The 21,700-nt window shown below is 62.8% G+C and carries 10 protein-coding genes and 4 pseudogenes; 9 read left to right on the top strand and 5 right to left on the bottom strand.

Annotated elements, in window-relative coordinates:
* Positions 1-46: 46 nt before the first annotated feature.
* The 8 genes and pseudogenes from GA0061099_RS36000 to GA0061099_RS36035 form a co-directional block, all read left to right on the top strand.
* Positions 47-637: pseudogene (locus GA0061099_RS36000) on the top strand (transposase domain-containing protein); the annotation flags it as partial.
* 367 nt (positions 638-1,004) lie between these two features.
* A complete protein-coding gene (locus GA0061099_RS36005; protein ID WP_074448424.1) occupies positions 1,005-1,295 on the top strand; it encodes a hypothetical protein in 291 nt (96 codons plus the stop codon).
* 49 nt (positions 1,296-1,344) lie between these two features.
* A complete protein-coding gene (locus GA0061099_RS36010; protein ID WP_141697753.1) occupies positions 1,345-2,703 on the top strand; it encodes an ANL family adenylate-forming protein in 1,359 nt (452 codons plus the stop codon).
* On the top strand, positions 2,700-3,443 hold the full coding sequence (locus tag GA0061099_RS36015) for an SDR family NAD(P)-dependent oxidoreductase (RefSeq protein WP_074448426.1): 744 nt from the start codon (positions 2,700-2,702) through the stop codon (positions 3,441-3,443). Before GA0061099_RS36010 ends, GA0061099_RS36015 begins: the two co-directional genes overlap by 4 nt.
* Positions 3,437-3,799 carry a hypothetical protein gene (locus tag GA0061099_RS36020; protein WP_074448427.1) on the top strand — a complete coding sequence of 121 codons (363 nt, stop codon included), beginning with the start codon at positions 3,437-3,439 and terminating at the stop codon, positions 3,797-3,799. Before GA0061099_RS36015 ends, GA0061099_RS36020 begins: the two co-directional genes overlap by 7 nt.
* Positions 3,796-9,978 carry a type I polyketide synthase gene (locus GA0061099_RS36025; protein ID WP_074448428.1) on the top strand — a complete coding sequence of 2,061 codons (6,183 nt, stop codon included), beginning with the start codon at positions 3,796-3,798 and terminating at the stop codon, positions 9,976-9,978. Before GA0061099_RS36020 ends, GA0061099_RS36025 begins: the two co-directional genes overlap by 4 nt.
* A gap of 13 nt (positions 9,979-9,991) precedes the next feature.
* Positions 9,992-10,744 carry a thioesterase II family protein gene (locus GA0061099_RS42400; RefSeq protein WP_225138392.1) on the top strand — a complete coding sequence of 251 codons (753 nt, stop codon included), beginning with the start codon at positions 9,992-9,994 and terminating at the stop codon, positions 10,742-10,744.
* Between the two features lie 12 nt (positions 10,745-10,756).
* Complete coding sequence (locus GA0061099_RS36035; protein WP_074448429.1) at positions 10,757-11,506, top strand: 4'-phosphopantetheinyl transferase family protein; 750 nt, start codon at positions 10,757-10,759, stop codon at positions 11,504-11,506.
* 706 nt (positions 11,507-12,212) lie between these two features.
* Here GA0061099_RS36035 and GA0061099_RS36040 read toward each other — a convergent pair.
* The 3 genes and pseudogenes from GA0061099_RS36040 to GA0061099_RS36055 form a co-directional block, all read right to left on the bottom strand.
* On the bottom strand, positions 12,213-13,238 hold the full coding sequence (locus GA0061099_RS36040; protein WP_199751066.1) for an IS110 family RNA-guided transposase: 1,026 nt from the start codon (positions 13,236-13,238) through the stop codon (positions 12,213-12,215).
* Between the two features lie 692 nt (positions 13,239-13,930).
* Positions 13,931-15,054 (bottom strand): annotated as a pseudogene (locus tag GA0061099_RS36045) (IS3 family transposase); the annotation flags it as partial.
* 982 nt (positions 15,055-16,036) lie between these two features.
* The gene (locus GA0061099_RS36055) at positions 16,037-17,413 is read right to left on the bottom strand and encodes an aspartate aminotransferase family protein (RefSeq protein ID WP_074448431.1); all 1,377 of its coding nucleotides are present in this window, start codon (positions 17,411-17,413) and stop codon (positions 16,037-16,039) included.
* 898 nt (positions 17,414-18,311) lie between these two features.
* Here GA0061099_RS36055 and GA0061099_RS39520 point away from each other — a divergent pair.
* Positions 18,312-19,382 (top strand): annotated as a pseudogene (locus GA0061099_RS39520) (IS3 family transposase); the annotation flags it as partial.
* A gap of 829 nt (positions 19,383-20,211) precedes the next feature.
* Here the strand turns inward: GA0061099_RS39520 and GA0061099_RS40710 are convergent.
* Both GA0061099_RS40710 and GA0061099_RS36080 read right to left on the bottom strand, forming a co-directional pair.
* A complete protein-coding gene (locus tag GA0061099_RS40710) occupies positions 20,212-20,436 on the bottom strand; it encodes a hypothetical protein (RefSeq protein ID WP_141697754.1) in 225 nt (74 codons plus the stop codon).
* A gap of 1,061 nt (positions 20,437-21,497) precedes the next feature.
* Positions 21,498-21,700 (bottom strand): annotated as a pseudogene (locus tag GA0061099_RS36080) (integrase core domain-containing protein); the annotation flags it as partial.

The raw sequence follows: 21,700 nt of genomic DNA on the forward strand, positions 1-21,700 counted from the left end.
GCCTTTTTACGATTGAATCTGCAGCCTGATCTGATTCAATGGCTTCATGACATCGAAGCCGGGCGCTCTTCCTTCGGACCTCGCGAGCGCCTACATGGCGCTGCTGGCCGAGCGTGAGGCGTTGCAGGCTGAACGCGATGTGGCCGTCGCGGATGCCGCCAACGCGCGGGCGGAGCTGTCGGACAACGCGGCGCTGATCGCGCATCTCGAGTTGCGGATCGAGAAACTCAAGCGCGAACTGTACGGGCAGCGCTCCGAGCGCACGGCGCGGCTGATCGAACAATTGGAATTGGAGCTCGAAGAACTCGCCACCACGGCGAGCGAGGATGAGCTTGCCGCGCGGGCCGCCGCGGCGAAAACCCAGAGCGTGCGCGCCTTTACGCGCAAGCGGCCGGTACGCAAGCCCTGGCCGGACGACATCGAACGCGAGCGCATCGTTATCGAGGCCCCGAAGAGCTGCGCCTGCTGCGGCGGATCGCGTCTAGCGAAGCTGGGCGAGGATGTGACCGAGACGCTGGAGGAGATCCCGCGCCGGTTCAAGCTAATCGAGACGGTGCGGGAAAAGTTCACCTGCCGCGATTGCGAGAAGATCAGCCAGCCGCCCGCGCCGTTCCATGCCACGCCTCGTGGCACCGTTAGGCGTGCCGCCAAATGAGCACGATACGCTTGTCATCGCGCACCCAGAGTATGCCCGTGGGCGTGCACCACCTCGCAGTTCTATTCGGCACTTGGCGGTGCGCCTCGTTCTGCTCCCGTACCCACCTAGGCGAGATGAAGGTTTCGGCGCCGCAAAATCACCATTAGCTGCGTGCCCAAAGGACGGCGTTGCCCAACCGTGTCGAGCGAACCTGAGGGCCCGGCACCTCACGAACGTTGCTCGGCGATCTTGCGGAAACGAGGTCAGATGCTTGCGCAAGCTGCAAGAACTGACAGGTTACTCTGATTCGTCTGCTCAATAGGCTCGGCCCTCGCCTAAACCGGATTTACGATTAGCCGAGACAAACATGATAGGCAAAGAAGAAAGCAAGCTAAAGCACCTCCGGGCTGTCGAGAGTGCGAGCGCGCGATATCAACAGTACGTCCAGTTGATGAGCGAGTTCTACGACATGGTCCAGGTGCTTTCGTCGAATTCCCGGGCATGGATCACGATCGCCATCGATGCGCAGAAATCGGCGCTCGACCTGTACCGCTTGATGCTGTCGGCTGCCGGCGGGTACGACGGCATTGTGCCGGAATTGGCCGACGCGAGCGCGAGGCATTTTCTGCAAGCGGCGCAGGGCTGGTCGCGCGATTGAGCCCGCCAGATCGGCATGTCTTCATGCCTCCAAGGAGAGCGCGATGTTAATGGACTTCAGGACTCTGCTCGCATCGTTTGGAAACCGGCATTGCCTGGTGACCTCGGACGGGAGCATGAGCTACGACGAATTTTCGGCACGGATGCGTGACTGGCAAGCCCAACTGGCGAAGCTGGGATGCCGCGCGGGGCAGGTCCTTGCTGTGCGCAGCGACTATTCCGGCGAAGCCTGCGCACTACTTCTCGCGATCGCCGCGATAGGCGCCATCGTGGTGCCGCTGTCGTCGTCGAGCGCGGCGAAGACAGAGGAATATCTGGAGGTCGGGCAGGTCGAAGGTGTCTTCGTCCTGCCGCAGGATGGCCAGTGGACATTCGAGGAGCGGCCGGTGCCGTCGCAGCGGCACGAACTGATCACCCAGTTGGGCCGCGAAGGCGCACCAGGGCTGATCCTGTTTAGCTCCGGTTCCACCGGCCGCAGCAAGGCGTCGCTGCTGAACTTCGAGAAGCTCACCGCGAGGCTGCGACAGAAGCCTGGACGCGCTTACACGACACTGGCCTTCCTTCTGCTGGACCACATCGGCGGCATCAACACCCTGCTCAACGTCCTCGGCCAGGGCGGGACCGTCGTGACGCCCGCGAGCCGGACACCGAACGCGGTGTGTGAAGCCATCGAGTGCCATCGCGTGCAGTTGCTTCCGACCAGTCCCACGTTCCTCAACATGCTGCTCATATCAGAGGCCTATAAGGAGCACGATCTTTCCTCGCTTGAATTGATCACCTACGGAACCGAGCCGATGCCCGAGACGACGCTCGCGGCCTTGCACGATGCGTTTCCGCGCGTCAAGCTGAAGCAGACCTACGGCCTGTCCGAGCTCGGCATCATGCCCACACAATCGAAGAGCTCGGACTCGCTGTGGATGAAGCTAGGCAGCGAGGGCTTCGAGCACAAGATCGTCGATGGCGTTCTCTGGATCCGTTCCAGCTCCGCGATGCTCGGATACCTCAACGCCGCATCGCCCTTCGACGCCGAGGGCTGGTTCAACACGCAGGACATCGTCGAGACCGATGGCGACTACGTGCGTGTCCTCGGACGACGCTCGGAAATCATCAACGTGGGCGGAGAGAAGGTCTATCCGAACGAAGTCGAGAGCGTCTTGCTGGCGGCAGGCAACGTGCGCGACGTGACGGTATCGGCCAAGGCGAACGCGATCACCGGGCAGGTGGTGACGGCGCGCGTAAGCCTGATCGCGCCGGAAGACACCACAGTCGCGGCATCGCGATTGCGCCGCTTCTGCGAAGCTCGGCTCGAACGCTACAAGATTCCGGTGAAGATCAACATCAGCGACGTCGACCATCACGGCGACCGGTTCAAGAAGAACCGCTTTGCCTCGGCCGAGGGGGCGCAATGAGCGCGATACACGACGAGCCGGTCATCGTGAGCGGCGGCAGTCGCGGCCTGGGTCTAGCCCTGGTTCGCGCCTTCCTGGCCTCGGGCAGGCGGGTCGCGACCTTCAGTCGCTCGCCCACGCCGCAGATCCAGGCGCTTGCCGCGGAACCCGCCCAGCATGACCGCTTCCATTGGGAGCAGGTCGACGGCACCAACGCGGCCGCCATCCACGACTTCGTCGGCGCGATCGGTGGCAAGTGGGGCGACATCGGCGCACTGGTCAACAACGCGGGCATCGGCGCCGATGGCCTGCTGGCCCTGATGCGGCAGGCCGACGTCGAGCGCACGATCTCGCTCAACCTCGGCGGGACCGTGCTGCTGACGCAGGCCTGTTGCAAGTGGATGATTCGCGCCAACCGGGGATCCATCGTCAACGTCTCCTCGGTGAATGCGATTCGCGGCCATACCGGCGTCGCGGTCTATAGCGCCACCAAGGCGGCGGTTGATGGCTTGACCCGAAGCCTCGCACGCGAGCTGGGCCCGCGCGGCATCCGGGTCAATTCGGTGGCTCCCGGCTATTTCGAAAGTGACATGGTCAAGGAGCTCAGCGACGCCGCCCGCGAGCGGATTGTACGGCGCACGCCACTCGGGCGAATGGCGCAGATCAGTGACATCACGAATGTCGTCCAGTTTCTCGTATCGGACCAGGCGGCTTTCGTGACCGGCCAAGTCATCGTCGTAGACGGAGGAATTACATGCTGAAGGAAGGAATTGCAGCGGCGCAGGTGAACGGCCTGGTGCATGCCGCCATCGCCCGCATCATGGAGCTTCGGGGTCTTCCCGCGAAGAGCCTGCATGGCGACGACAAGCTCAACGCGACCCTGGGGCTACGCTCGCTGGACCTGGCGGAGCTCGTGTTCGAGCTCGAATCGGTATTCGGTGCGGATCCGTTCCAGAAGCTCGTGCCGATCACCTCGGTGCGCACCGTTGATGACCTCGTGGGCGCCTATCGGCGGTTGTTCGATGCCAACGGCGGCCAGGCCGACGACGTGAAGGAACTCGTGGAGGCGCAGCGCGCAAGCCAGAGCCGGCGCGAGAAAAGGGAGTCGCGTCAATGACCGCGGAGCCTGCCCGCGAGAGGGGCATCGCGATCATTGGGATCGCCTGCCGGTTCCCCGGGGCAAGCGACTGGCGCTCCTTCTGGAGCAACCTCGCCAACGGCGTCGAGTCGATCACGTTCTTCGACGACGACGCCCTGCTGAAGGCGGGCGTGGATCCGGCAGTGCTTCGCGACCCGCAGTATGTGAAGGCTGCCCCGGTGATCGCGGACTTCGACCGTTTCGACGCCGGGTTCTTCGAGTATTCACCGCGCGAGGCTCGCGTCACCGATCCGCAGCAGCGCCTGTTCCTCGAGGTCGCGTGGGAAGCCTTCGAGGATGCCGGGTACCGGCCGCAAGGCTTCGACGGGGCAGTGGGCGTCTTCGCCGGCGCGGGCGGCCTGGTGAGCAGCTATTTCGCCTCGAACCCGAGCCTGCAGGGCTCGACCGGCGGTGTGGAGCACATCGGCAACGACAAGGACTTCATCGCGACGAGGGTGTCGTACAAACTCGACCTGACGGGCCCGAGCCTGACCGTGCAGACGGCCTGTTCGACGTCGATGGTGGCGGTCAACCTGGCTTGCCGCAGCATCATGGGCGGCGAGTGCGACATGGCCATCGCCGGCGCCGCGTGCGTTCGCGTGCCTCACCACGGCGGGTACTACTTCCGCGAGGGCGACATCCAGTCCCCCGATGGACACTGCAGGGCCTTCGACGCGGCCGCGCAGGGAACCGTGTTCGGCAGCGGGGTCGCGGCCGTCTTGCTCAAGCACGTGGAGGATGCGATCGCCGATGGCGACCACATCTACGCCGTCATCCGCGGCTCGGCAATCAACAACGATGGTGCGGCCAAGATCAGCTACACGGCATCAAGCGTGAGCGGCCAAGCGAAGGCGATGCTGGAGGCGTTCGACCGGGCCGGCGTGGCGCCGGAGGCCATCGACTACGTTGAGACGCACGGCACCGGGACCGTCGTCGGCGATCCACTGGAGATTGAGGCGCTGACGCGCGTGTTTCGCACCGACACCACGCGGACCGGCTTTTGCGCGATAGGCTCGGTCAAGACCAACCTCGGCCACCTCGAGCAGGCCGCGGGCCTGGCCAGCCTCATCAAGGTCGCCCTCGCACTGCATCACGGGAAGATCCCGCCCAGCCTGAACTTCAAGACGCCCAATCCCAAGATCGCTTTTGCGGAAACGCCGTTCTTCGTGAACACCGAGCTTCGCGACTGGCCGAGCAATGGCTCGCGCAGGCTGGCCGCCGTCAATGCGCTGGGGCTCGGCGGGACGAATGCGTTCGCGATCCTCGAGGAGGCGCCCCCGGCGGTACCCCGCCTCGCACCCGAAGCGGATCGCCCGTTGCATGTGCTGCCGTTGTCTGCCCGCTCGGAAGCCGCCCTGCGAAGCCAGATCGAGCGCTGGCGCCAGCACATCAGCAAGTCGGGCCAACTGCTGGCGGATCAGTGCTACACCGCCGCTACGGGGCGGGCTCAACTGGACTTCCGCTTCACGGCCATAGGCAGCACGCGCGAGCAATTGGTCGAGCAACTGACGCAGGTCGCCCCCCACGCCATGGGTATCCGCGCAGGGCGGCGGCCGCTGGCGTTCCTGTTCACCGGCCAGGGTTCGCAGTACTCGGGGATGAGCGCGGAACTGTTTCGCACGCAGCCCGTCTTTCGCGCCGCGCTCGAACGCTGCGAAGCGCTGTCACGGCCGCATCTCGAGGTGCCCTTGCTGGAGATCATCTTCGGCGGGCACGAGCTCATCCACCAGACCGCGTACACGCAGCCGGCGCTCTTCGCCGTGGAATGGGCGTTGGCGCAGCTGTGGCAGTCATGGGGCATCATGCCGGATGCCGTCATCGGGCACAGTGTCGGCGAATATGTCGCGGCTTGCGTGGCCGGCGTCTACGAGCTCGAGGCAGCGCTCGCGCTGATCGTCGCGCGCGGGCGGCTGATGCAGTCTTTGCCGGCGGGCGGGGCAATGGCGGCGCTGTTTGCCAACGGCCCGGCCGTGGAAGCCCTGCTGGGCAGGAAGATCGGACACCACCTCAGCATTGCGGCCTACAACTCGCCCGACAACACCGTCATATCGGGTACGGCATCGGCGGTCGCGCAGGCGCTTGAGCTGGCCGCGCAGGCGGGCGTGCAGACGAAGCAACTGACTGTCTCGCATGCATTCCATTCGCCCCTCATGAAGCCGATCCTGGGCGATCTGGAGGCGCTTGCCGCGAGCCACGCGGCGAATACGCCCAAGCTCGCGCTGATCGACAACCTGAGCGGCATGCAGATGATCGACGCGCCGACGCCGCGCCATTGGAGCGAGCACTCGTTGAAGCCGGTGCGCTTTGTCGAGGGCACGCGCACGCTGGCCGCGATGGGCATCCTCGACTTCCTTGAGATCGGGCCCGGTTCCACCCTGGTGTCGCTGGCGCAGCAGACGCTCGGCGACGCGGGCGGTGCCGAGCGGCGCTACCTGAGCTCCATCGGCAAGGACAGGGAATGGAGCCAACTCGCGCTGGCGGTGGGCGCGTTGTGGCGCGGTGGCGCCCCGGTCGACTGGCGCGGGTTCGATGCAGCCTATGCGCGGCGCCGGGTGTCCGGTCCTACCTATGCGTTCGAGCGCGAGCGCTACTGGATCGAGCGCATGCACCGGCCCGCGCCCGCGGGACAGGAAGGCTTGCTGGGGCAGCGCCTGAAGTCGCCGCTGCCAGCCTGGCAGTTCGAGACGGTGTACGACCTGGACCGGTTACCCTGGCTGACCGATCACCGCATCTTCGGCCATGCCGTGCTGCCCCTGACGGCTGGGTTGGTGGCGTTGACCCAGGCCGCACGGATGCGCCTCGGCTCAGCGGCCGTTGCCGTCGCCTCGCTCACCTACGGCGCGGCGATAGTGATTCCCGATGCCGGCTCGCTTGTGGTCCAGGCATTGCTGTCCAACGATGGCGATGGCCTCGTCGCCGAGATTGCGAGCCTCGACCCTGCCCATGCAGGCGAATGGCGGCAGCACATGGCTGGGCGCATCGAGGCTCTGCAGGCGCGCAGCATGGAAGACTTGCCGGGGCCTGTCGCGACGTCGCTGGGCATCGAACGCATGCGGGCGGTGGCGCCGCAGGACTATTACGCCGCGATCGAGCCGCTCGGCTTCGGATACGGCCCGGGATTCCGCGGGATCGCCGAGCTGTGGCAGGGCGAAGGGGCCGTGGTCGGCAGAGTTGCCTTGCCGGCACACCTGGGGGCGTCGGCGCATGAGCTGCACCCCGCGCTGCTCGACGCCTGCCTGCACACCTACCCCGCGCTGATTCCGGACTACCGGGACCTGGCCCACCTGCCTTCCGGAGCCGACGGCACCTACCTGCCGATCTCGATCGAGCGATTCGAGATCTATCGCTCCGGCGTCGATCGCGCGTGGGTGGTCTGCAGCCTACGCGAAAGCGATGGCGGAAAAACCGGATTCACCGTCGACATCAGGATCTTTACCGAGGACGGGACTGCGGTCGCGCTCATGGCCGGCCTAAACGTCAGGCGATTAGCGCAGCGGGTCATCGCCCCTGAAAGTGCCACTTCTATCGTCCAGTCGTTCTACGCTGTGCAATGGATCGAAAAGCCGGCGCTGGCAGCGCCGGCGGCCGAGCCCAGGAACGGTTGGCTCATCCTCGGCGACCCGGGCGGGCTGGGTGAAGTGCTGGCCGAGAGACTGGGCCAGCAGACTCTTTCGGCCACGGTGCAGGACCCGCGGCGCTGGAAGAAGGCGACGGATCCGGACAACGCGATCCGCAAGGCGGCGAAACAGCCGGGCGGGCTGCACGGCGTCGTGCTGATGCACGCGCTGGATGTGCAGACCTCCGCCAAGATGAGCGGCGAGGAGATAGCGGCGGCCGAAGCGCATTGCTGCCGCACTGCATTGCAGGTCGTGAAGATGCTAGCCGCCTGGGCCGAGAGCGGTGAGCCAGTGCCGCGGGTCTGGATCGTCACGCGCGCGAGCCAATCGCCCGAGCCCCACGCGACGGGGGGCGATCCGCTGCACGCATCGCTCTGGGGCCTTGGCCGAGTCGCGGCGCTGGAGCACCCGGAGTTCTGGGGCGGCATGATCGACTTGGGCGACGATGGTGACGTGGACGGCCTGGTCGGCGAATTACTCGGAAGCGATGGCGAAATGGAGATCGCATTGCGCGCCGCCGGGCGCTATGCGCCCCGACTCGTGCAGGAGCAATCAACCGCGGATGGCGACCATGTCATCCAACCGTCCTTCGATGCCGAATCCACATATCTAGTCACCGGGGGACTAGGCGCTCTCGGGCTTGTCGTGGCGAATTGGCTGGTGGAGCGCCACGGCGTGCGCCACCTGGTGCTGACGGCGCGCCGGCCTCCCGGCGAGGCCGCGGCCGCCGTGCTGAAACAGCTCCAGGACAAGGGAGCGCAGGTGATTGTCAAGGCGGCGGACATTGCACGTCCGGATGATGTGAGCGCCCTTTTCACCGGCATCGCAAGCGACATGCCTCGGCTGAAGGGCGTGTTCCACTGCGCGGGCCTGCTCGACGACGGCGTGCTGCTGCAGATGGAGTGGGACAAGTACGTCCGGGTCACGCAGCCCAAGGTCCTAGGGGGCTGGCTCCTGCACCAGGCCACGCGAGAGCTGGACATCGATCACTTCGTTCTCTTCTCGTCGGTGCTCAGCGTCGTGGGGTCGATGGGACAGGTGAACTACGTCGCGGGCAATGCGTTCCTCGACGGCCTGGCCGAGCACCGCCGCCGCGCCGGGTTGCCGGCCCAGGTCATCAACTGGGGTCCATGGGCCGAGACCGGCCTGGCGACGGAGTCCGGTAAACGCGGCGAGGCTATCTGGAGGTCCAGGGGAACCCGGTACATACCGGCGGACGAGGGGATCGAGGCCTTGCAGGCCATCATGGCGCGGCGACTCCAGCAGGCGGTCGTCTCGATCACCGACTGGTCGCTGTGGGCCGGGCAGTACCCCAGCGCGCCACCCTTCCTGCAAGCGGTGGCTCGCGGGAAGGCCCGGGCCGCGCAGCCTTCGGGCGATCGAGGCGCCATACGCGCGCGCCTGGCCGCGGCGCCTGTGGATAGCCGAAGGGATGTGCTCGTCGATGTTGTTTCGGGGCTCGTGCGCTCCATTCTCGAGATCGCCGGCGGGATCAACCCCGATCAGCCACTGCGCGAGCTCGGCCTGGACTCGCTGATCGCCATCACGCTGACCAACCGGCTCGATGCCACGCTGGGCGTGCGCGTGGCCGCCGCGACGATGCTCAAGGGGCCGAGCGTGGCGCAGCTGGCCGACGAGCTGCTGCCCAGGATCAATCCCGACCCCGCGCAGATCGCGACACATGAAGGCGGGCCCGCCCCGGCTGTCGTCGTCGCCACGGCGCGGCACTCCGAAGCATCGAAAGGCAGATGGCTGGTCGAGATCCGACGCAACCCGGATGCCCGCTATCGGTTGATCTGCTTTCCGTTCGCCGGCGGCGGCTCAGCCGTCTATCGCGGGTGGGCCGAGAGCGCCGAACCCAATGCGGAGATCCTCGCCGTCGAGCCTCCGGGCCGCTTGGCGCGCATCAACGAAGCGCCGTTGACGCGTATCGAGGCTTTTGTGGAAGACCTGTTGCCGCGGTTGAGGGAATATTTGGATCGCCCGGTCGCGCTCTTCGGCCACTGCATCGGTGGCCTCACGATGTACGAGGTCGCGCGGACCCTGGTCGAGCGCGAGGGGGTGGTGCCCTTGCACCTGTTCGCCTCTGGGTCGCGCCCGCCGCATCGCCTCATCCGCGATGCGCCCTTCGAGAAGCGGCTGACCTCGTCGCTGCTCGCACTGCCGGCGTTCCGTCCGACGCTTCCGAGCTATCGCCAGCCGGCTGCTGTGCTGGCGGAAATCCTAAGGCACTTTCGGATCGATGCGACGGTGGAGATGCTGTCCATCACCGAGCTTCGTGAGCTCGTGCTGCCGGTGGTGCGCGCAGAGTTCGAGATGGCGAGCCGGTATGTCTTCACGCCGGCGACGCCCTGGCAGATTCCAATCACAAGCTTTCGCGGCCAGGACGACGAGTACGTGAGCCATGACGACGCGGCGGCGTGGGCGGACCTGACGGACGGGCCCTTCAATCTCCTGACCCGGCAGGGAGCCCATTTCGGGGTCGTCGAGGATCGCCCATTCATCCAAGGCGTGATCGCGCAAGCGCTCGCCCCCAACTGATCGATGCACGAGCATGAAGTCGCCGGCAGGGCCGTGGTTACCGCTGGGAGGCGCCTCGGAAGCGGGACGCTTGTCGCTCTTCTGCTTCCATCACGCCGGGGGCGGCGCGTCGGCGTTCACAGAATGGCGCCGGCTCATGCCGCGCGAGATCGATGTGCTGCCGGTGCAACTGCCCGGGCGGGAGGAACGGATCGACGAGCCGGCCTGCCGCAGCATGCCGGCGCTCACCGCGGAGTTGCTCAAGGCCATGGCGCCTTGCCTCGACCGTCCGTTCGCGCTGTTCGGACACAGCTTCGGCGCCGCAGTCGCTTTCGAGCTGACGCGGCAGCTTCGCCGCAAGCCCTCGCACCTCTTCGTCTCGTCGTGGGTTCCGATGGATGCCTCGGCGCGCGCGGTTCGACCGACGCGGCTGAGCGATCGTGACTTCATCGCCCGGATCGTCCACTACGGCGGACTACCCGAGGCGGTGGCCAATGACCGGGAGATGATGAGCGTGCTGATCAAGTCGATGCGGGCGGACGTCGAGATCCTGGAGACCTATCGTCCCGAAGCTCCCGTGCGCCTTGCCTGCCCGACGACCCTGCTGGGCGGCGAGGACGATCCCGTCGTGCGCCCGGAGCTTCTCGAGCGATGGGCAAGTCACGTGCACGCATCCGTGCCCGTGCTGCTTCCCGGCGGCCACTTCTACTTTCGCAGGTCTTTGCCGGTGTTAATCGACCTCGTGGTGTCGACGCTCAGGCCGGTGCTGCGCGCGATGCCTTGCTAACGACAGCACGCGATGTGGCTCACCGCCCGACCTGCCAATGTCGCGCCTGCGCTCGCGCGCGGCGACGTGCACCTGTGGGTGGTCGAGCTGGATGGTGCCTGCGACACCGGCCGGCTGCTGCCGGTGCTTTCCGATGCGGAGCGCATGATCGCGGCCGGGCACCGGGCGGATGAACGCCGCCGGCGCTACATCGTCGCGCATGCCGCCTTGCGGCAGCTGCTGCAGGCCTACGTCCACATCAGCGCGGCCGATCTGGTCTTCGCCACCGGCCGCTTCGGCAAGCCGCGCACCGTTCTACCGCGCTTCATGCCGCCGATCCACTTCAGCCTGTCGCATGGCGGACGCCGATGCCTGATAGGCATCGCGCGCGGTGGGGAGGTAGGAGTCGACATCGAGCCGATCGATCGCCGAGGCGACATCAGTTCCATGGCGATCGCGGTGCTCAGTGAATCGGAACACGCGCGTTGGCGCGCGCTGTCGCCTTGCGCGCGACGCTCATCGCTGTTGCGAACGTGGACCTGCAAGGAAGCCGTGCTGAAGGCCTCCGGCATCGGCCTGTCCATCAGCCCTCGCCGTTGCGAGATCGAGTGGCCGCGCACCCAGGTCCCTCGACTGGCATCGCTCGACGGCCAAGCGATGCCGGAATGGACCCTCGAAGGGTTAGAACCCGATTCCACTCTTGTGGGTGCATGGGCCGCGCAGGCGCCATTGCGCGTGACATTCCATGCGGTTTTCAACCAGGCATTGGAAGAAAGCGCATAACAATCGCTGGGACCACCAAGGCGATTGGTCCGGCAAGGCGACGACAAGGAATTGACCAGCAGCATCGAAGCCTCTGACGTTCGATGCGATAACCTGCCGGCAGGCAACGTGCAGGTGGGCTCGGCGTGGTCAGCCGTTCGCAAAGGTACGCATCCTTTGTCCACGCAGCGGCCAAGAAGGAGACGGTTTCCGTCGGCCTGAAACTACCACCAACGACATTTGGGTTTCGCAGCAATGCGCTGACGATAAACTGTAAATTGAGCAGGCCTCTCGAGTATGGCATCGATTTTCATTTGGCTCGTGGGGATCAAGAGGAAACACTTTCCACAGAAAGACGGGCCTCTCGATCAGCTTTAAGGTTTGCTAGACCACCCTTGCCGTTCCTCGACGACAACGGGTCCTCTTGTTAGCCCTCTTTAGAGGCAGGTCTCCATAAAAGATGGTGCCGCCCGCAATGCAAGAAGTTTCTGACCCTTTGGCGTGTGATCGAGTGCGGTCTTCTGTCAGGCCTTCCTTTACGGCATTTTCAGAAGCCGCTGGCCGGTATGGTGATCCGCGGACCAGGTCCAATTCTCATCTCCGAGCACGTCGGCTCTTTGGCTCTAGCTGGTTTCCTGATCCAGATCTTTCGATCGTTGCGCCCATTCGGGTCGTCGCCTTCTCACACCCCCTTCACCAACGTCAGGCTATTTCGTGCTGCATGCAGTCATGCCGTCACTGCCTGCGCTGGGTTCCGATAATCCTCCTTCCGGGTGAGCATGGCCCAAATCGTCCGAGCCATCTTGTTCGCCAAGGCGATCGCCACAAGCATACGCGGCTTCCTCGCCAGCATCTGCGCCAGCCAGGATCCGCTAGGGATCGACTTGCGCCCGAGCCAGTTCAGCCGCGACATCGCCCCAACGATGAGCAACTGGCGAATGTCCGCCTGTCCTTCCTTCGAAACGCGTCCGAGCCTCTCCTTTCCCCCTGAGGAATGTTGCCGTGGGACCAAGCCGAGCCAAGCCGCGAAGTCTCGGCCACGTCTAAAGGCCGCCATGTCGGGCGCGAAAGCCTCGATCGCCAGTGCGGTCAGCGGGCCGACCCCCGGCATTGTCTGCAGCCGCTGCGCCGTGACAGTCCGCGTCGCCAACTTCTTGAGCTGCTCTGCCTTGGCATCGATCCGCTCCGTCTTGTAGGCGATCTGATCAATGAGACTCCGACATTCCTCGCGGACCAGTTCTGGTAGATCGCTGTTCGGATCTTCGAGGATTGCGTCAATGCGTTTAAGTTGTTCGATTCCTTGCGGAATGATATGGCCGAATTCGTAGAGAACAGCACGCAGCGCATTCACCAGATCGGTGCGCTGATGAACAAGGCGCTTCCGAGCCCGAAAGAGCACTGCCCTGGCCTGCTGTTCTTCCGATTTCGGCTCGACGAAGCGCATCTCGGGGCGCTGTGCCGCGATCACGATTGCTTCGGCATCAGCCGCGTCGTTCTTTTGGCGTTTCACAAAAGGCTTCACATATTGGGGAGCGATCAGTTTCACTTCATGGCCGAGCTTGACCATCTCCCGTGCCCAATAGTGGGCGCTGCCACAGGCTTCCATCACCACCACTGCCGATGGATGCCCCGCCATGAACTTCCGAAACTGAAGCCGCGACAGTTTCTTTCGAAACTTCAAGTGTCCCGCCATTGACGCCCCGTGGAGCTGAAACACATTCTTGGCCAGATCCACTCCGATCACCGTATCCATCAATTTGCCGTCCTCTTCGCTTCGTGGTTCAAACACTGCGTTCTTGGCACATTACGATGCCGTCTGGGGAGGGCGGCAACCATCCCATCTCATCTGGTGGTCGGTGATGTGGAGGCCAGGCGAGGCATCGATTCCCTCTTGTCGACACGAATCAACAGCTTGCACCAGCCGCACCCAGCCGCCAGACGAGTCCAAAAACGTGACGCCGATGGGGACGGTCCTCCGGTCGGGCTACGCCCTCCCTTCGGTCCGTCCCCATCGGCGCAGTCTCATCCTGATTGTCGCTGGAGTCTCACCCTGATCGCCGCCGCGCAGACGCGCTTACGTCGTGGAACCACGCCGCCTGACGGCATCAACTTAGCGCTTAAGAAAGAAGGGCCGCCTACGTTGCCGCAAGCGGCCCAAGTCTAGGGAGGAACGCCCAAGGAGGGCAGCGATAGCGGGGCGCTACCGCACACCCTGAAAATAAGACAATCGTGATCGGCGGCTCAATTGAACGTAGGGAAACGCCGGGCATCTAAAGGGGGCATGGAACGATACCAAGGTTTATGGTGCCCGCGCGTGAAGCCGACCACCTTCGCACTAGGCGCAGGCTGTCATTGCCTATGCATCGCGTCCAGCAGCGGCCAGAAGTTGGTCACCAAACCGTGGCTGTCTTGCCTTGCATTAGTCCAACTACGCCGGTGAGAGGTTCGCGATGACCTTGCCTGATGCCAGCGCTCGATCTTTCCCTGAGTCTGAGGATGGTACGGAGCGCCGCGCACGTGCTGCATGCCCTTCTGGTCGAGCCACTCGGCCAGATCATCCGACACGTAACTCGAACCATTGTCGCTGAGCACCCTTGGCCGGTGCGCGACGGCGATGTGGTCAAGACCGGAGGCGGCGAGTGCCTGGTCGAGGGTGGCTGTGACATCGGAAGCGCACATGGTGGGACCAAGCCTCCAGGCCACGATGTAGCGCGAGAAGTCGTCAAGCACGGTCGAGAGATAGTACCACCCCCATCCGGTGATCTTGAGGTAGGTGAAGTCGGTCTGCCAGAGCTGGTTGACGGCCGTCGTCTTGTCCTTGAACTCGTTCGCGGCCTTGATCACCACATAGGCCGGGCTGGTGATGAGGTCATGCGCCTTCAGCAGCCGATAGACCGACGCCTCGGAGACAAAGTACTTTCGTTCGTCGGTGAACCGCACGGCCAGCTCGCGTGGCGCTCAGGTAACTCCAGCGCCAGGTCGATGATCTGGCCCCGCACATCGTCCGGGATGCGGTTCCAGACCCGGTCTGGTCGAGACCGATGATCGGCCAGCGCATCAACGCCGCCCTCGCGGTAGCGATCATACCAGCGATAGAATGTGGCGCGCGGGATACCGAGCTTGTCCAGCGTGCGTTTGGCCGGAAGATGCGATTGCTCGACCAGCTGGATGATCTCGGCCTTTTCGGAGGCGGGATATCTCATGCCTCGTCCTCCCCATCTCCGTTCATACTTTTTTTGAGCAGACGGTTCTCCAGGGTCAGATCGGCCACGGCCTCCTTCAAGGTCGGCAGCCTCCTGGCGGAGGTCCTTCACCTCGCCGGAGGTCGCAGCTCGCGCCGTGTCGCCGGCCAGGCGGCGCTTGCCGGCCTCGAGAAACTCCTTGGACCAGCCGTAATACATCGAGGCGGCAATACCTTCTCGGCGGCAAAGCTCGGAGATGTTCTCCTCGCCGCGCAACCTTCCAGCGCGGATCTTCTCTTCCGCCGAATACTGCCGGCGGGTCTGGCGCCGAATGTCGTTTAGCACTTGGTCTGCCGGCGCTTTGCCCCGTCCGGATTTCTGCTTCATCCTCGCTCCTGGCGGCTACGATGAACCAGAAATCCTCCCTCGGCGAAATCCTTCAATTTGTCTCACAGGACCTGACGGCGAACAACGCGGCGCTGCGCCCCCTGTAGGAGAAACGAGTAACTTCTAGACTGTGGCCGGAAGGGAGCGGCCGACATGATTTCGGTGGCACGGGCGTTACCATGTTGCTTGTCAACGCGTGCGATGCAAGCACGTGCTGGGGCGTAGGACCGATGTGAGCGATGCGGAATGGTAGCAGCGGCTCGTTCCGGTTGCGGCGTGCCAGCTGTCAGCCCGAACGGGCAGATTGCCGAACTGCGAGCCTACGTGCGTCAGCGCGAGCGTCTGCTGGAGTACGCGGCCTGCCTTCGTAGCTTCGGAATCGTCAGATAGACCTGGGCACTGGCCTGCAGCGTCCGATCTTAACTGCCAGCTCGAGTATCTTGCCGCGCCTTGCTGCGCTCGTACCGGCCAGCCCGCAAAGCCGGTCGGCTTCCGCCTCGAGCATTGGGTTCAACGTCTCTTCCACCGTCCCGCCGACCATCGCGAGGCAAATCTCTCCACAATCGGGCCGAGAATTGTAGCCGGCGCCACCGCGCGAACGCATCATGGATGCGTGTTTAGCTTGTATAATCAGTTCAGGAGCAGGTCGCTAATCCTTTTCGCATCGTGCCGGATCCGTCATCGCCGACTTGCTTCGCGCGAGCGAACCTTTGCGACATGGCCCGAGATCTCCACGACAAGCTCTTCAGCTCAGCGAATGACTTAGTTGATGTTTTTCGCAAGCCTAAGCAGGAGTCGCGAGGGCAAGCGATCCCAGATGCAGATCAAGAGAGTGCGGCTGCCGTAAATGTGTCGAACCATAAGCCGCCCGGCACAGACTGCTCCGGCAGCGCCGACTCCGACGTATCCTGTCAGAGCTTGCAAGACGTCTCCTCCAGGCGATTGGACTTGAGACGGCATAAACGGATCGGGTGAAGGCTCGTCAGGCTCGCCCTAGATTGACGACGGTCGCCCTAAGCTCGTCGAGCATGCCCGCGATCCCATCGACAAGTTCGTCGATTTGGTCCTTATCGACGATTAGAGGTGGGCACATCGCCAACGTATCATCTACATTCCGCAAGATAATCCCTCGCTCGTGCAGCAACCGGGCCGCGATCCTGCCGACGTCGCCCGGAGTAGTAGCGGCGACTTTCTGCTCCTTGTCCAGCACTAGCTCGATTGCCGCAATAAGGCCAACGCCGCGAACCTCACCAACGAGCGGATGGTCACTGAGCGTACGCAGCCGTTCCTGCATATAGGCGCCTATTCGGCCGACATTCGCAATCAGCCCCCGCTCGTCGATGAGTTTAAGAGTTTCGAGCGCGACGGCGGCTCCGACCGGGTGACCGCCGCCTGTGAATCCATGAGCGAGCACTCCAACCTTATTGCTCTCGTCCGCGATTGGTTCGAACATGTAATCATTCATTATGATCGCCGAGAGCGGAAAATAGCTGGACGTGAGCTGCTTCGAAACTACGATCACATCGGGCGCGATGTCGTAGGTTTCGCAACCAAACATTTTGCCGGTCCGGCCAAAGCCGCAAATCACCTCATCGGCAACCAAAAGGATGCTATGCTTTTTTAGTACCTTTTGGATCTTGTCCCAGTAACTTGGCGGCGGAACGATGACGCCGCCCGCGCCCATTACCGGTTCGCCGAAGAATGCTGCGATGGTATCGGGACCTTCGTGCCGAATCAGTGACTCGAGCTCCTCGGCCCGACGCGTCGCAAAGGCCTCCTCCGATTCTCCGGCACGCCCTTCTTTGTAAAAATGCGGGGAGCCAGTGTGCAGAATGTTGGGCAGCGGTAGATCGAAAGAACGGTGGATGTCCGAGAATCCGGTTAGGCTGGCCGTGGCGATCGTTACGCCGTGATAACTACGCAGCCGGCTGATGACCTTCTTGCGCTGAGGCTGGCCCAATGCATTCGAACGATAAGTGATCAGCTTCAGTACCGTGTCGTTCGCCTCCGAACCGGAGTTTGTGAAAAACACCTTGCTCATCGGCACTGGAGACATCTTCACGAGCTTCTCGGCGAGCTCAATGGAAGGCCCATTCGATCGTGATGCGAAGGTGTGATAGAAAGGGAGGACTTGCATCTGGCGATGCGCGGCTTCGATGAGCCGCTTCTCGCTAAAGCCAAGTCCCGCACTCCAGAGACCGGCCATCGCATCGAGGTAGCGCTTTCCCGCTGTGTCGAAGACATAGGGGCCCTCGCCGCGGTCAATTATGTGCGGTCCGGTCTGTTGGTGCGACCGCGCGTTTGTGTAGGCGTGGAGCTGATAGGCCGCATCTCGGGCCTGCTGAGAATTGGGCAGCATAGTCGTATCACACCATCGGTTCAGAACGAGCTCTCTGGGAACATTGATCGAGCGCTAACATCGTGAGACATTTAGAATGGACAAGCGAGCACCCTGTCCCGTGCCTGCTCGGAGTTATCCTGTGCGCGACTGGCTGGCCACTGCAACAAAATCTGACGGTCCGACCAACTGTAGGCCCAAAGAGGAATTGCATCATTTGGGGAGCTCGCATCCGCTGCTTCTCTAAGACTTGAGATACTCGTAATTGGCAAATCTTTTGAACAAATGCGCGAAACCTCGCTCGCTGGCGCCTCAAGCGAAGCAAGTAGTGCGCCGAGCGAAATTGGGAGGTCTACCTACCACGCTCGCGCCGCCAAAGAAGCCTTGCCTCGGCTTAGGAGTAGCGCACAGCTGTTCTTACCGATGCGCCGTTAAGCTCAACTCCAGTCGCCACCTGAGCCTGCGGCGCTGACTTGCCGCGGCTGGCCAGCCCCGGCACATAGCGATTCTATCTCTTTGAAGACGCGCGACGCACCTACCAGGACTGGTTGCTGACACAAACTCGACGCCGCAACTGACCGCACTTTGCAACTGTACGTCCATATGGCTGACCAGTGGCAGCTCTCAATGTACAACCCAGTCCGCCAGCGTTGATCGATCGAGAGCGATGCCCTGGCGGGCATCGGGCGATGACTGCTCTCCTCGATCTTAGTGCCGTCCGGAAGCGTGATCTGGCGGCCTGGGAGGCTGCCGTGAATGAGCGTCACGATCGTGCGCGTGGGATCTGCCGCGACGGGATCAGGGCGGAAGATTGTCCCGGCGGTTGGACGCATAGACTTCCTTGAAGTGGACGCCGGATTTTGGACCGGCGGCTTAGGTGGTGCGGATGCCGTTCCCTTTTTGATAAACGGAGCGGACCATGAAGAAGACGAGACGGACAATCGATGCGGCGCTGAAGGCAAAGATCGCCTTGGAGGCGCTGCGAGAACGATCAACGGTGACGGATCTGGCGCAGCGCTACCAGGTGCATGTGAACCAGATTTATGCCTGGAAGAAACAGCTTCAGGATCAAGCGGTTCGCGCGTTCGACCCGGGCACTGGTCGGGATGGCGAGGCGGCCCACGAACTGGAGGTCGAGAAGCTCCACGCCAAGATCGGACAATTGACGGTCGAGCGAGATTTCTTAGCCAGGAGGTCCGGACGATGAGCGCACCGGATCGCCGAGGATTGCTTCAGCGCGATCATGAGAATCTATCGATCCGCCGGCAATGCCAACTGCTGAGCGTTGCGCGATCGAGCGTATCGGCCGCCGCGGCCGGCCAATGACAACGACCTTGAGCTGATGCGACGGATCGACCAGCTGTTCACGGCCTGGCCGTTCCTGGGCTCGCTGCGGATGACGGCGATGCTCAATGGCGAAGGCTGTCGCATCAATCGCAAGCGCGTGCAGCGGTTGATGCGCAAGATGGGCATCGCGGCGCTGGGACCAAAGCCCAGAACCACAAAGCCGGCGCCGGGACACAAAATCTTCCCGTATCTCTTGCGCCATATGGTGATCGACCGGCCAAATCAAGTGTGGGCGGCCGATATCACCTATGTGCCGATCGGCCAGGGCTTTCTATATCTGGTGGCGATCATCGATTGGGCGAGCCGTGCGGTGCTGGCTTGGCGCCTGTCAAACACGATGGACACATCGTTCTGTGTGTCTGCGCTCGAAGAGGCCTTGGCGCGCTTCGGCCGGCCTGAGATATTCAATACCGACCAGGGCAGCCAGTTCACCAGCGCCGCCTTCACCGGCACGCTGGCCGCCACCGGCGTCAGGATCTGCCGCTAGATGGACAACGTGTTCATCGAGCGGCTGTGGCGCTCGCTCAAATACGAGGACATCTATCTCAAGGGTTATTCGGATGGCCACGAGGCCAAAGCCGGAATCGCCCGATGGATCGAGTTTTACAATTTCCAGCGCCCCCATCAGGCGCTGGAAAACCGCGCGCGGATGGCGGTCTGGCGGGCAGGTGTCACCGGCGCATTCGGCGAAGAGGCTGTGGATATGACGCTTCTCGCAAGCGAGAAGCTTGGACAACGTTGCGCGTTGCCCACATCCCCACAGCCACGACAGCAGCAAGCAACAGTGGCGTAAAGTATCGGGAAGAACGAACGGCAGCAAGCTCCACTTAAGAAACCAGACCCGGTGGTCCTCAGCATAGGGTCCACTTCACTGTTACGAGTCCCGATCCGACTCGCTATTGCCTTCTCGCCTGATCCGCTCGCTCGGCCATGACAGCGTTGTCGCCATTGCTGAGTCCCAGGAACCCGCACGATCAGGCGAAGACGAACCGCCATGACGTCCTTTTCCTCGCCCGGCGCTTGAACCTGACGTTACGTCACGTTGTATGAGAGATTGGCCTCTGGCTTAATTCGGCGCTGCGCGGGTCGCGTCCACACATGCAGCCAGACCAACCTTCAACAATTAAGAGGTTCACGCGATGCTATTCTTCTTTTTGCTGTCGATCGCTTTCGCTATCATCGGCACAATTTACGCCGTGAGCGCATGGCTCTCCCGCCGCCCGCGCAGCCGCAACGTACTCTTCGTTCGTCCCACACACACGCCTAAGCGGAGAGCGTTCTAAACTGACAATCAAGGAAGGGACCTCGTTGCGATACTGTCGATAAGGTAAATTGCCATCAATGACTCCTCCTTGAGCATTCCAGTTCGTGGTCGGGCAGGTGCTGTCGCGCGGCAGGTCGCGGACTGGGTCTATCACGACGAGCCGCGCAATCCGCATGATGGCGGCTCTGCGGCCCGTACTCGCACTGCCTCATCGGAGGATGAATTCTCGAGTGGTTTTCGAAACCCCTTCTTTTTCAAGCACCTGAACCCAGAAGCCGTCAAGGCCGGCCTGCTGAATCAAGACGATCGGATAGTTATGCCCGGTCTTAGCACGGCTTTTTTCGCGCAGCTTCGGAAACAGCGCGAACAATCCGGCCAGCTCTCCAGCTGATACCGAATGTTTCGACACCTTCTCACGGGTTTCTGGTGACAACGAGGTTATCAGCCAAGCAGAGCGGCTGAGCTCTAACGAAACGAATCGGACCAAGATCGGTGCGGGAGGTGGTCGGCTGGGCGGATCGTCCGGTTGGATGCATGATCAACTTCGGGATGAGTGTTTACGAGCCCAATGCGAAAGAGGCTCATCAGGCACTTCGTGCACGCTCATGTTGTCTAGCGCTGAGGGGGCAATGTTCGAAGTTCGATGCCCGCTGGTCTGCGCTGTTAGCAACTAGCGCCAATGCGCAATCTGATGAAGGGCGACGAAAGTAATAATTACCCAACAAGCTTGAAGCGCACGTAGCGTCAGATTGTACGGTCAAAAGGAGGTTGAGAGCGATCTGTCATCGAACCAGCATGACGCCCGATGCGGCTTCGACCGTGCAAGTAGCGAGAACGAGCCATTGAGCGACGATTCCCATCTTGAGGAGAGGACCATCAAGGCGGTACGGCGTTATCGTAACGCGCTAGCCGCTGCCGCGAACTCTGAAAAGGCGCAAGCACGCACACATCGAGCGCTCATGAGCATGCTCCCAGACCTAGAGCGCGCAGTACTCGAGGATCGACCTCCATCAACCAGGAAAAAGCTCTTTAATGCTGGCGCAAGAGCGGTCACTCAATTAAATGAGGCGCGGCAGCTCTTTAACGAGGCGACTGCGACGCTAGACGGAGCTCGCCAGGCCCTGGCCGCTCTCGAGCAGCAGCTCGGATACATTCCAGATGTACCGGCGAAAGGAACTCGAGTACGGTGATCTGGATGATGGCTGACCGACCGCTCCCATTAACTGACGGTGAGAATCGTTCGCCGGTACGGGCAGTGAGATCGGTGAAGTGGACCCTATGCTGAGGACCACCGGGTCTGGTTTCTTAAGTGGAGCTTGCTGCCGTTCGTTCTTCCCGATACTTTACGCCACTGTTGCTTGCTGCTGTCGTGGCTGTGGGGATGTGGGGCAACGCGCAACGTTGTCCAAGCTTCTCGCTTGCGAGAAGCGTCATATCCACAGCCTCTTCGCCGAATGCGCCGGTGACACCTGCCCGCCAGACCGCCATCCGCGCGCGGTTTTCCAGCGCCTGATGGGGGCGCTGGAAATTGTAAAACTCGATCCATCGGGCGATTCCGGCTTTGGCCTCGTGGCCATCCGAATAACCCTTGAGATAGATGTCCTCGTATTTGAGCGAGCGCCACAGCCGCTCGATGAACACGTTGTCCATCCAGCGGCCGCGACCGTCCATCGAGATCCTGACGCCGGTGGCGGCCA

The sequence above is a fragment of the Bradyrhizobium yuanmingense genome, assembly GCF_900094575.1.
Classification (GTDB): Bacteria; Pseudomonadota; Alphaproteobacteria; order Rhizobiales; family Xanthobacteraceae; genus Bradyrhizobium; species Bradyrhizobium yuanmingense.

What these genes read in the sequence shown, in the direction of transcription:
- GA0061099_RS36005 (WP_074448424.1), top strand. Translation starts at nt 1,005, where the DNA reads ATGATAGGCAAAGAAGAAAGCAAGCTAAAGCACCTCCGGGCTGTCGAG.
- GA0061099_RS36010 (WP_141697753.1), top strand. Translation starts at nt 1,345, where the DNA reads ATGGACTTCAGGACTCTGCTCGCATCGTTTGGAAACCGGCATTGCCTG.
- GA0061099_RS36015 (WP_074448426.1), top strand. Translation starts at nt 2,700, where the DNA reads ATGAGCGCGATACACGACGAGCCGGTCATCGTGAGCGGCGGCAGTCGC.
- GA0061099_RS36020 (WP_074448427.1), top strand. Translation starts at nt 3,437, where the DNA reads ATGCTGAAGGAAGGAATTGCAGCGGCGCAGGTGAACGGCCTGGTGCAT.
- GA0061099_RS36025 (WP_074448428.1), top strand. Translation starts at nt 3,796, where the DNA reads ATGACCGCGGAGCCTGCCCGCGAGAGGGGCATCGCGATCATTGGGATC.
- GA0061099_RS42400 (WP_225138392.1), top strand. Translation starts at nt 9,992, where the DNA reads ATGAAGTCGCCGGCAGGGCCGTGGTTACCGCTGGGAGGCGCCTCGGAA.
- GA0061099_RS36035 (WP_074448429.1), top strand. Translation starts at nt 10,757, where the DNA reads ATGTGGCTCACCGCCCGACCTGCCAATGTCGCGCCTGCGCTCGCGCGC.
- GA0061099_RS36040 (WP_199751066.1), bottom strand. Translation starts at nt 13,238, where the DNA reads ATGGATACGGTGATCGGAGTGGATCTGGCCAAGAATGTGTTTCAGCTC.
- GA0061099_RS36055 (WP_074448431.1), bottom strand. Translation starts at nt 17,413, where the DNA reads ATGCTGCCCAATTCTCAGCAGGCCCGAGATGCGGCCTATCAGCTCCAC.